This window comes from Roseixanthobacter liquoris, from assembly GCF_043195135.2.
In the GTDB taxonomy this organism is placed as follows: Bacteria; Pseudomonadota; Alphaproteobacteria; order Rhizobiales; family Xanthobacteraceae; genus NCEH01.
In genome coordinates this window covers 1,066,467-1,078,004 of the sequence record NZ_CM195537.1, presented here as the reverse complement: position 1 = coordinate 1,078,004, position 11,538 = coordinate 1,066,467, and the positions used below count along the sequence as shown (strand labels likewise).

Genomic DNA, 11,538 nt, shown 5'->3' with positions numbered 1-11,538 from the left:
TATGAAGGAAAGATGTTTTCGCTTCAATGTGGAAACACGCATGGCTCCGCCGGTTTGCCCGCCGCCGGAGCAGCCCCGCGCCGACGCGACGCGGCTCGTCTGCGCCAACGAAAAAGGGGCCCCGACCGGGACCCCTTTCGAGCGGCGGAACGGCGCGTCGGCTATTTCGAGGCCCGATCCCGCATGACCTGGATCAGCGCCAGCGCTTCGCCGACGATGCCGCGGCGGAACAGCGACACCACGATCACGAAGATCACGCCCTGGATCACCAGCACCCATTCGCCGAAGCTGGCCAGATAATTCTGCATGGTGACGATGATGGTCGCCCCCACCACCGGGCCGAGCACGGTGCCCATGCCGCCCACCAGGGTCATCAGGATGACCTCGCCGGACATGGGCCAGGCGACGTCCGTGAGCGAGGCGAGCTGGAACACGATCGCCTTGGTGGAGCCCGCGAGCCCGGCCAGCGCCGCCGACAGCACGAAGGCCAGGGTCTTGTACTGGTTCACCCGGTAGCCCAGCGAGATGGCGCGCGGCTCATTCTCGCGGATCGCCTTCAGCACCTGCCCGAAGGGCGAATGGATGGTGCGATAGATGATGGCGAAGCCGATCAGGAAGATGCCCAGCACCACATAATAGAGGTTGAGGTCCTTGGAGATGTCCAGCACGCCGAACATGGTCGAGCGGGGCACCGCCTGCAAACCGTCCTCGCCGCCGGTGAACGGCGCCTGAAGGCAGAAGAAGAAGAACATCTGCGACAGCGCCAGCGTCACCATCGCGAAATAGATGCCGACCCGGCGGATCGCCAGCAGGCCGGTGAGCAGGCCCAGCAGCGCCGCGAACAGCGTGCCCACCAGGATGCCGAACTCGGGCGGGAAGCCCTTCACCTTCACCAGATAGGCGGTGATGTAGGCGGCGCCACCGAAGAACATGGCATGGCCGAACGAGAGCAGCCCGGTGTAGCCCAGCATCAGGTTGAAGGCGCAGGCGAACAGCGAGAAGCACAGCACCTTCATGAGGAACACGGGATAGACCGCGAACGGCGCCGCCAGCAGCAGCCCCAGCACCACGATCGCGGTGACGATGCGGGTGGGGGTGAAGGCATTGGCGCCGGCGGGCACGGGCGAAACGGCGGGGGAGGACGCGGAAGTCATGATGGCCTCACTTCACCGTGCCGAACAGGCCGGCGGGCTTCACGAGAAGCACGAGGGCCATGATGACGAAGATCACCGTGGACGAGGCCTCGGGATAGAAGACCTTGGTGAGGCCCTCCACGATGCCGAGCCCAAAGCCGGTGACGATGGCGCCCATGATCGATCCCATGCCGCCGATCACCACCACCGCGAACACCACGATGATGAGGTTGGAGCCCATGGTGGGGCTGACCTGATAGGCGGGGGCCGCGAGCACGCCGGCGAGCGCGGCGAGGCCGACGCCGAAGCCGTAGGTCAGCGTGATCATGCGCGGCACGTCGATGCCGAACGCCTGCACGAGGTCCGGCCGCTCGGTCGCCGCCCGCAGGTAGGAGCCGAGCTTGGTGCGCTCGATCACGAACCAGGTGGCGAGGCACACCACCAGGGAGGCCACCACCACGAAGGCGCGGTAATTGGGCAGGAACATGAAGCCGAGATTGGTGCCGCCGGGCAGCGGATTGTTATACGGCAGGCCGGACGCGCCATATTGGCGACGGAACAGCCCTTCGAGGATCAACGCCAGGCCGAAGGTCAGCAGCAGGCCGTAAAGGTGATCCAGATGATAGAGCCGGCGCAGCAGCAGCCGCTCGATGATCATGCCGATCGCCGCCACCACGATGGGGGAGAGCACCAGCGCGCCCCAGAACGGGATGCCCGCGTAATTCAGCAGCATCCAGGCCCCGAAGGCCCCCATCATATATTGGGCGCCATGGGTGAAGTTGATGACGTTCAACAGGCCGAAGATCACCGCGAGCCCGAGGCTCAGCATGGCATAGAAGGCGCCGTTGATCAGGCCCAGCAGCAATTGGCCGAACAAGGCCTGAGGGGCGATGCCGATTAGCTCGAACATGGATCGGTCTCTGCAACAGGAGAGAGCGGGCCGGCGTGACGCCGGCCCGCGGACGCCATCAGGTCTTCTTGACCAGCGGGCAATCGCCCTGGTCGAGCGGACGGAACGCCTCGTTGGCGGGGATCGTGGCGCGGAGGATGTAATAATCGTACGGACCCTTGGAATCCGCCGGCGCCTTCACCTCGAACAGGTACATGGGATGGATCTGACGTCCGTCCGCGCGCACCTCGCCCTTGCCGAAGAGCTTGTCGTCGGTGGGCATCTTCTTCATCTCGGCCACGACCGCGGCGCCGTCCTTGGCTTCCTTCGCGGCGGCCACGGCCTTCAGGTAATGCGTGACGCCGGAATAGACGCCCGCATGCACCATGGTGGGATACTTGCCGCCGTTTCCGGCCGCGAACTCCTTGGCGAACGCGCGATTGGCGTCCGTCATGTCCCAGTACCAGGCCTCGGTCATGGTCAGGCCCTGGGCGGTCTTCAGGCCCAGCGAATGCACGTCGGACAGGAACACCAGCAGGCCGGCGAGCTTCTGGCCGCCGGAGACGATGCCGTATTCGGCCGCCTGCTTGATGGAGTTGATGGTGTCGCCGCCGGCATTGGCGAGGCCGATGACCTTGGCCTTGGAGCCCTGGGCCTGCAACAGGAAGGACGAGAAGTCGGAATTGTTGATCGGCACGCGCACGCCGCCGAGCACCTTGCCGCCGTTCGCCTTCACGACTTCGGAGGTGTCACGCTCCAGCGCATGGCCGAACGCATAGTCGGCGGTGAGGAAGAACCAGGTGTCGCCGCCGTTCTTGGTGATGGCCTTGCCGGTGCCGTTGGCCAGCGCCCAGGTGTCGTAGGTCCAGTGCACCGTATTGGGCGAGCACTGCTTGCCGGTGAGGTCGGAGGAGGCCGCGCCGGAATTGATGAAGACCTTGTTCTTCTCGCGCGTGACCGAGTTGACCGCGAGGGCGACGCCGGAATTCGGCGTATCGACGATCATGTCGACACCGTCCACGTCATACCACTGGCGCGCGATGGAGGTGCCCACGTCGGCCTTGTTCTGGTGGTCGGCCGCGATGACTTCCACCTGGAGGGTCTTGGACGTGGCGTTGAAATCTTCCACCGCCTTCTTCGCCGCCCACACGGAGCCGGGGCCCGCGAGGTCGGAATAGAGGCTGGACATGTCGGTCAGGACGCCGATCTTGACCTTGACCGGGGTCTGGGCGTGGGCGGCGCCGACAGCGAACACGCTGACGGCCGCCATGAACATGGTTGCAAGACGCATCTTGTTTCCTCCTCCGGCGGTGCTGCCGGTTGCGTTGTTCCGAAAACCCGGCTTCAGACGCCGAGAAAGGCTTCGAGACGCGCCGCGTTTTCCGCGATCTTGTCGTTGGGGACCATGTCCACCACCTTGCCGTGCTCCACCACATAATGGCGGTCCGCGACGGTCGAGGCGAAATGGAAGTTCTGCTCCACGAGCAGCACGGTGAAGCCCCTGGTCTTCAGCGCACGGATGATGTCGCCGATATGCTGCACGATCACCGGCGCCAACCCTTCGGTCGGCTCGTCGAGCAGCAGCAGCTTCGCCCCCGTGCGCAGGATGCGGGCGATCGCCAGCATCTGCTGCTCACCGCCGGACAGCTTGGTGCCCTGGCTGTTGCGCCGTTCCTCCAAGCGGGGGAACAGGTCGTGGATCTCGTCCACGGAGAGGCCGCCAGGCAGCACCACCGGGGGAAGCAGCAGGTTTTCGCGCACGTTCAGGCTCGCGAAGATGCCCCGTTCCTCGGGACAATAGCCGATGCCGAGGCGCGCGATATGGTTGGGCGCGAGCTTGACGGTTTCGTTGCCGTCGTAGCGGATCGAGCCGGCGCGCTTGCGCAGCAGGCCCATGATGGCGCGCATGGTGGTGGTCTTGCCGGCGCCGTTGCGGCCCAGCAGCGTCACCACCTCGCCCTTGTGGATGTCGAAGCTCATGCCATGGAGAACATGGCTCTCGCCATAATGCCCATGCAGGTCGCGCACCGCGAGCAGCGGCGCGGCGGAGGCCGCCTCACCCATGGCCATGCCCCGTTCCCATGTATGCCTCGATCACTTGCGGGTTCTTGGAGACTTCCGAATACGGCCCTTCGGTGAGGATCTCGCCGCGCGCCAGCACGGTGATGGCGTCCGACAGATCGGCCACGACCGAGAGATTGTGCTCCACCATCAGCACGGTGCGGTTGACCGACACGCGCTTGATGAGGTCCGCCGTGCGGGCGATATCTTCGCGGCCCATGCCGGAGGTCGGCTCGTCGAGCAGCAGCATTTCCGGCTCGAGCGCGAGCGTGGTGGCGATTTCCAGCGCCCGCTTGCGGCCGTAGGGCAGTTCCACCGCCTCATGCTTGGCGTAGGAGGTGAGGTCCACCTCCTCCAGCAATTGCATGGCGCGGTCGTTCAGCGCGTCGAGCGAATGCTCGGAGCGCCAGAAATGGAACGAAGTGCCGAGCGCGCGCTGCAAGGCGACGCGCACGTTCTCCAGCACCGTCAGATGCCCGAAGGTCGCCGAGATCTGGAACGAGCGCACCATGCCCAGCCGCGCCACGTCGGCGGGCTTGGTCCGGGTGATCTCCTTCCCGTTCAGGCGGATGACGCCACGGGTCGGTTCCAGGAATTTCGTGATCAGGTTGAAGCACGTGGTCTTACCGGCACCATTCGGCCCGATGAGGGCGTGAATCGTGTGCCGTCGAATCCGCAGGTTGACGTTCTTGACCGCCGCGAAACCCTTGAACTCTTTCGTGAGACCTTCCGCTTCAACGATGTAGGGCACGTCTGAGACAGTGTCCGTCATCGTGGTCTGTGCCCTCGCTTGTTTCGGCCAGGGACGCAATGCGCCCGCCCGGCTCCCCCTGAGACCGCATCTTCGATGATGCTTTTGATCTTGCGCCGCAACCTAGCACGGTAAACTTGGCTGCCGTCAATAGGGTCAGCCTGCGCCTAAAGTCTGAGCAGCAAGAGGCGGCCTCTGGGCGGGTACTGACATGTCACGGCGCCGGCGCGACGGCCACCTTCAGGCGGTCCACGGAAACGCCGGTGACCTGAAGCACAAGCGGGCGCTGCGTCACCTCGAAGCGAACGCTCTTGCGCAATCCCGGACACCCCTTCACGCCGGTGAAGGCCGCGGCGGGCAGGCTCTTCCCGTCCTGCACGAGATCGATCCACCCCGCGTCCGACAGGCTCACCTCGATGCGCCCGGCCGTTGCGGGTGCCGGCAGAAGAAGAAAGCCGGCAAAATTCGCCGTCTCCGCCGGAAGGCGCGCCGGCGGATAGGGCAGCTTGGCATCCGGCAGCGGCACGAGCTGAACCACGAAGCTCCCTTCCGCCGCCGGCAGCCCGGCGCCGCTCGGCACCTCGGTGTGCGCCGCATCGAGGGCCGCCCGGGCCGCGTCCAGGGGCCAGGCACCGCCGGAGCACCCCTGCCCCTCCGCCGCGCGAACCGCCGGCGCACCAAGCAGAAATGCGAGAAGCATCACGCTGCCGACCGCCGCACGGCGGCGCGCATCGGCGCCCGGGGCCGGGAGGGAAACAGGCGGGAGGAAATTCAGCATGCCGGCCTTCCTAATTATATTCGTGAAAATATAACGCGAAGGCCGGCACGATGCGATGACTTCAGCGTGAGACCGTGACTTCGGCGCGATGGTCCGTGCCCGGTCTCCGCCTTCAGCGCGCCTGCCGGTGATATTCCGGGTTCGGCCGCATGTCGGTGGCGCTGGCGATGCGGTTGGAGAGGTTGAAGAAACCGGTCACGGCCGCCACGTCCCAGATGTCCTGCTCGGAGAAGCCGACCTTGCGCAATGCCGCGCGATCCGCCTCTTCCACCTCGTGGGGACGCTCGGTGAGCTTCACCGCGAAATCCAGCATGGCGCGCTGGCGCGGCTCCAGCCGGGCGGCCCGGTAATTCATCACCAATTGCTCGCCGAGGATGGGATCGCCCGAGAGCGCGCGGACCGCGGCGCCGTGGGCGGTGAGGCAATAATAGCAGCGGTTCACGCTGGACACCGCGACCGCGATCATCTCGCGCTCAAGCTTCGACAAGCCGGAGGGCGCCAGCATGAGATTGTTGTACATGCCGGCGAAGGCATTCAACTTGGCGAGATCGAAGCTGTACGCGGCCAGAACGTTCGGCACGAAGCCCAGCTTTTCCATGCATTTGTCGAAATAGGCCTGGTTCGCCTCATCGAGCGGGGCGGGCGGCAGGTCGAGGGCGATCCGGGGCGTGTCGTCCGCGGGCCGGGGCGGCGGAGCGGCAGGAGTCCCGGTGCCGACCTTCGCCGCCGACTTCCCCGTCGACTTGGGGGCGGACTTGGGGGCCGACTTCCCTACCGACCCGGTCGCCTTGGCGGTGGCCTGCGTTGCCACGCGCGCCACGGCCTCAACAGCGGCCTGAACCGCCCCTTTCTTAGGCCCGCCTGTATTTTCAGCAGATTTCGACTGAAGTTTCTTGGGCTTGCCTGGGCTCTTCGGCGCGTTCATCTTGATCCCCCTTCGAATAGGTCCCCGTCATCGTTCCGTCGCGGCTCTGAGCGAAACCCACAGTGCAGAACGTCCGATCGAGGACGGCGGGGCCCCGCGCTGCGCGCGGGCGCCAAGGGGGAGAGGCCATGAACGTCCAAGGATTTCAAGGTTCGGAACTCGGATTTGGCGCCCAGGCTCGCATCGAGGATGCGGTGATCCTGCTCGCGGACGGTCCCGTGCCCGCCTTCTTCGCCCGCGCCCTGCTCGCCGGTGCCGCTCCGGAGGACGTGGCCGCCCTGCTGCCGGAGGCCCTCGCCCAATTGTGCCGCGAGGCCCATGCCCATCTCGCCGGCCGGGTGCCGGGCCAGCACGACGTGCGGGTGTTCAACCCGCAATGGGCCGGCGCTCCCGCCATCACGGTGGTCGAGACGGTCAATGACGACATGGCCTTCCTGTTCGATTCCATCGCCGGCGAGCTGGCGGACCAGGGCTATGAGGCCAAGTTCGTCACCCATCCCATCTTCGCGGTCGAGCGCGACGGCGCGGGGCAGGTGACCGGCATCGAGACCGACCTGTCCCAGGGCCGCAAGCGCTCCATCCGCGAGAGCCTGATCCACATTCACATCCAGGCGCTGGAAACCGCCGAGGCGCGAGACGCGCTGAAGGTCGCGCTCGACAAGACGCTCGCGGACGTGCGCGCCGCCAATGCCGATTTCCTCGCCATGCGCGCCGAGGTGCGGCAGGCGGCCGAGGGCTTCCGCCGCAAGTCCCAGCCCTATTCCAAGGACGAGCGCAAGGAAGCCGCCGATTTCATCGACTGGCTGGCCAATGACGACTTCATCTTCATCGGTGTGCGGCGCTATGCGCTCGCCGCCGACGGCGGTCTGGAAGTCGCCGAGGAGGGCCTCGGCATCCTGCGCGACCGCGACGTGCACGAGCTGCGCCTCGGCGAGGAAGCCGTGGTCACGACGCCGGAAATCCGCCAGTTCCTGGCGGGGCCCCTGCCGCTCATCGTGACCAAGGCGTCGCTGCGCTCGCGCGTCCACCGCCGCGCCTTCCTCGATTATGTCGGGGTGAAGCTGCATGCCGACGACGGCCGCCTGCTCGGCGAATTGCGCATCATCGGCCTGTTCACCTCCACGGCCTATACCGACTCGGTGCGCCAGATCCCCTATCTGTGCCGCAAGGTGGAAATGGTCGTGGAAGATGCCGGCCTCGACCGGGAGAGCCATTCCGGCAAGGCGCTCGGCACGGTGCTGGAAACCTATCCCCGCGACGACCTGTTCCAGATCGACCCGGCGACGCTGCTGGTGTTCGCCCGCGATATTCTCTCGCTCTACGACCGCCCGCGCGTGCGGGTGCTGCCGCGCGTGGACGCCTTCGACCGCTTCGTGTCGGTGCTGGTCTATCTGCCGCGCGAGCGCTTCGACGCCGCGCTGCGCGACAAGATCGGCGCCCGCCTCGCGACCGCGTTCGGCGGCCATGTCTCGGCAGCCTTCCCGTCCTTCCTCTCCGACGTGCCGCTGACGCGCGTGCATTACATCATCGGCCGGCGCGAAGGCCGCACCCCCGAGGTGGACCGCGCGGCGCTGGAAGCCGCGGTGGCCGAGGACGTGCTGTCCTGGAGCGACCGCCTGCGCCAGGCCCTGCGTGAAACCCCGAGCGCCGGCGACGCCGGCCTCCTGTTCGAGCGCTACGGCAAGGCCTTCGATCCCGGCTATATCGCCGCCTATGGCGTCGACACGGCGGTGGCCGATATCGAGCGGCTGGAACGCCTCTCCCCCGAGCGGCCCATCGCCCTCGATTTCTACCGCCGCCCCGGCGATCCGGCGAACCGCATCTCGCTGCGCCTGCTGTCCTTCGGCCGCCCGCTGCCGCTCTCCGAGCGCGTGCCGATGCTCGAGAACATGGGCCTGAAGGCGATCAACGAGCGCACCTATCACATCGAGCCGGTGTGCAGCGCCGACACCGAGACCCGCCGCTCCTGGCTGCATGAAATGACCCTGGAGCGGGTTGACGGCGGCACCATCGAGGTGTCCGGCTCCGCCGCGCGGCTGGAAGACCTGCTCACCGCCGTGCTGCGCGGGGAAGCGGAGAACGACGGCTTCAACGCCCTCGTGCTCGACACCGGCCTTGCCTGGCGCGACGTGGCGCTCGCCCGCGCGCTCGCCCGCTATCTGCGGCAGGCCGGCATTCCCTATTCCCAGGACTATCTGTGGACCACGCTGGTCAATCACGCGGATGTCGCCGCCCGCATCGTCCAGCTGTTCCACACCTCCTTCGACCCGCGCCTCGACGCCAGCCCCGAGGCCCGGGCCGCCCGTGCCGCGCCGCTGCGCGAGGAAATCGAGACCGCGCTCGCGGACGTGTCCTCGCTCGACGAGGACCGCATCCTGCGCCGCTTCGTCAATCTCGTGGACGCCGCGATCCGCACCACCTTCTACCAGCTCACGGCGGACGGACGGCCCAAGGGGGCGATCGCCATCAAGTACGACAGCGCCAAGGTGGAAGGGTTGCCCCTGCCCCGGCCCATGTACGAGGTGTTCGTCTATTCTCCGCGCGTGGAAGGCGTGCACCTGCGGTTCGGCCACGTGGCGCGCGGTGGCCTGCGCTGGTCCGACCGGCCGCAGGATTTCCGCACCGAGGTGCTTGGCCTCGTGAAGGCGCAGCAGGTGAAGAATGCGGTGATCGTGCCGGTGGGCGCCAAGGGCGGCTTCGTGCCCAAGCACCTGCCCGCCGGCGGCTCGCGCGATGCGATCCAGGCGGAGGGCATCGCCGCCTACAAGATCTTCGTCACCGCGCTGCTGGAGATCACCGACAATCTCAAGGGCGGCGAGGTCGTGCATCCGCCGCTGACCGTGCGGGTGGACGGCGACGACCCCTATCTCGTGGTCGCGGCCGACAAGGGCACCGCCACCTTCTCCGACATCGCCAACGGCCTTTCGCAGGACCACGGCTTCTGGCTGGACGATGCGTTCGCGTCCGGCGGCTCGGTGGGCTATGATCACAAGGCCATGGGCATCACCGCGCGCGGCGCCTGGGAAGCGGTGAAGCGCCACTTCCGCGAGATCAACGTGGACATCCAGACCACCCCGATCACCGTGGTGGGCGTGGGCGACATGTCGGGCGACGTGTTCGGCAACGGCATGCTGCTCTCCACCGCGCTGAAGCTGGTGGCGGCGTTCGACCATCGCCACATCTTCCTCGATCCCGATCCCGATCCGGCGACCTCCCACGCCGAGCGCCAGCGCCTGTTCAATCTCGCGCGCTCCAGCTGGGCGGATTACGATCCGGCCCTGATCTCCCCGGGCGGCGGCATCTATCCCCGCACCGCCAAGAGCATCGCCTTGTCGGAGCAGGCGCGCGCCGTGCTCGGGCTCGAAAAGCTGGAGGCGACCCCCACCGAGGTGATGAGCGCGATCCTGAAAGCCAAGGCCGACCTGCTCTGGTTCGGCGGCATCGGCACTTATGTGCGCGCCTCCAGCGAAACCGACGCCCAGGCGGGCGACCGCGCCAACGACCCGATCCGCATCGCCGCGCGCGACCTGCGGGTGAAGGTGGTGGGCGAAGGCGCCAATCTCGGCATGACCCAGCGCGGCCGCATCGAGGCCGGCCGCCACGGCGTGCGGCTCAACACCGACGCCATCGACAATTCCGCCGGCGTGAACACCTCCGACGTGGAGGTGAACATCAAAATCGCCCTGTCGATCCCGGTGGCCGACGGACTGCTCTCGCCGCCCGACCGCGCGGCCCTGCTCGGCGAGATGACCAGCGACGTCGGCCTGCTGGTGCTGCGCAACAATTATCTCCAGACCCTCGCCATCTCGCTCGCCGAGCGGCGCGGAGTGGAGGATCTCGCCTTCCAGCAGCGCCTGATGCAGATGCTGGAGCTGCGCGGCGAACTCGATCGTTCCGTGGAATATCTGCCCTCCGACGCCGAGATCCAGGAGCGCCGCGCGCGCGGGGAGGCCCTCACCCGGCCCGAACTGGCGGTGCTCCTCGCCTATGCCAAGATCTCGCTCTATTCCGAGCTGCTCGCCTCCGACGTGCCGGACGATGCCTATCTCGCGGCCGAACTGGAGCGCTATTTCCCGGACGCCATCGAGCATCGTTTCCCCAATGCCATCACCGCCCATCGCCTGCGGCGGGAAATCATCGCCACCGGCCTCGCCAATGCCATCATCAACCAGGGCGGGCCGGCCTGCATCGCGCGCATCAGCGACCATACTGGCATGGATGCTGCGAGCGTCGTGCGCGCCTATGCGGCGGTGCGCGACAGCTTCGGCCTCGGCGAGATGAACGCGGCCATCGACGCCCTCGACACGAAGATCGACGGCGCGGTCCAGCTCCAGCTCTATGCCGAGGTGCAGGACCTCGCCGTGGGCCGCACCGTGTGGTTCCTGCGCAATGTGGACCTCGGCACCGGTCTCGGTGCGGTGGTGGAACGCTATCGGGGCGCCATCGCCGATGTCGCCGCCGCCCTCGACACCAGCCTGCCGGAGGTCTGGCGCCTGCGCGGCGAACGCCAGACGGCGGCTCTGGTGGAAAAGCGCGTGCCGGAAGACCTCGCCCGCCGCATCACCCTGCTGCGCGCGCTGGCCGCCGCCTCCGACATTGCGCTCCTGTCGCAGACCACCGGCCGGTCGATCGACGATGTCGCCGCCACCTTCTTCGCCGCGGGTCGCTATTTCGCGGTGGACGAGATCGGCGGGGCGGCGCGGAACATCGCGGCGGCCGATTATTATGATCGCCTCGCCCTCGACCGGGCGCTCGGCCAGATCGAAGCCTTCGTGCGGCAGGTGAGCGCGAGCATCCTGGCGGGCGAGGGCGAGGGCGAAGCCGCGGTGGAGGCCTTCGTCCAGCGCCGCCGCAAGGAGATCGACCGCACCCGCGCCACGGTGCAGGACATCGTCGCGTCCGGCCTCAGCCTCTCCAAGGTCACGCTGGCGGCCAACCTGCTGGGGGATCTGGTCCGCGCCTGAGGTGCGCGGCCACATGAGACGGCCGGCGGCGGCCCGG

At 67.2% G+C, this 11,538-nt stretch carries 8 protein-coding genes; 1 reads left to right on the top strand and 7 read right to left on the bottom strand.

Features of this window, described 5'->3' with window-relative positions; translation table 11 throughout:
* Positions 1 to 161: 161 nt before the first annotated feature.
* From V5F84_RS04880 to V5F84_RS04850, 7 genes are all read right to left on the bottom strand, one after another.
* On the bottom strand, positions 162 to 1,154 hold the full coding sequence (locus V5F84_RS04880) for a branched-chain amino acid ABC transporter permease (RefSeq protein ID WP_394043605.1): 993 nt from the start codon (positions 1,152 to 1,154) through the stop codon (positions 162 to 164).
* A gap of 7 nt (positions 1,155 to 1,161) precedes the next feature.
* On the bottom strand, positions 1,162 to 2,043 hold the full coding sequence (locus V5F84_RS04875; RefSeq protein ID WP_394043604.1) for a branched-chain amino acid ABC transporter permease: 882 nt from the start codon (positions 2,041 to 2,043) through the stop codon (positions 1,162 to 1,164).
* Positions 2,044 to 2,101: 58 nt separating this feature from the next.
* Positions 2,102 to 3,313, bottom strand: a complete 1,212-nt coding sequence (locus V5F84_RS04870) for an ABC transporter substrate-binding protein (protein ID WP_394043603.1) — start codon at positions 3,311 to 3,313, stop codon at positions 2,102 to 2,104.
* A gap of 53 nt (positions 3,314 to 3,366) precedes the next feature.
* Positions 3,367 to 4,092, bottom strand: coding sequence for an ABC transporter ATP-binding protein (locus V5F84_RS04865; RefSeq protein WP_394043602.1), 726 nt, complete (start codon positions 4,090 to 4,092; stop codon positions 3,367 to 3,369).
* Positions 4,079 to 4,855: an ABC transporter ATP-binding protein gene (locus V5F84_RS04860; protein ID WP_394043601.1), complete on the bottom strand. Its 777-nt coding sequence runs from the start codon at positions 4,853 to 4,855 to the stop codon at positions 4,079 to 4,081. The genes V5F84_RS04865 and V5F84_RS04860 overlap by 14 nt, the downstream gene beginning before the upstream one ends.
* A gap of 193 nt (positions 4,856 to 5,048) precedes the next feature.
* Positions 5,049 to 5,612: a hypothetical protein gene (locus tag V5F84_RS04855; protein ID WP_394043600.1), complete on the bottom strand. Its 564-nt coding sequence runs from the start codon at positions 5,610 to 5,612 to the stop codon at positions 5,049 to 5,051.
* 112 nt (positions 5,613 to 5,724) lie between these two features.
* Entirely contained in the window at positions 5,725 to 6,273 is a 549-nt protein-coding gene (locus V5F84_RS04850) for a peroxidase-related enzyme (RefSeq protein ID WP_394043723.1), read from the bottom strand.
* A gap of 392 nt (positions 6,274 to 6,665) precedes the next feature.
* On the opposite strand from V5F84_RS04850, the gene V5F84_RS04845 reads away from it, so the two are divergent.
* The gene (locus V5F84_RS04845; protein ID WP_394043599.1) at positions 6,666 to 11,501 is read left to right on the top strand and encodes an NAD-glutamate dehydrogenase; all 4,836 of its coding nucleotides are present in this window, start codon (positions 6,666 to 6,668) and stop codon (positions 11,499 to 11,501) included.
* Positions 11,502 to 11,538 lie beyond the last annotated feature (37 nt).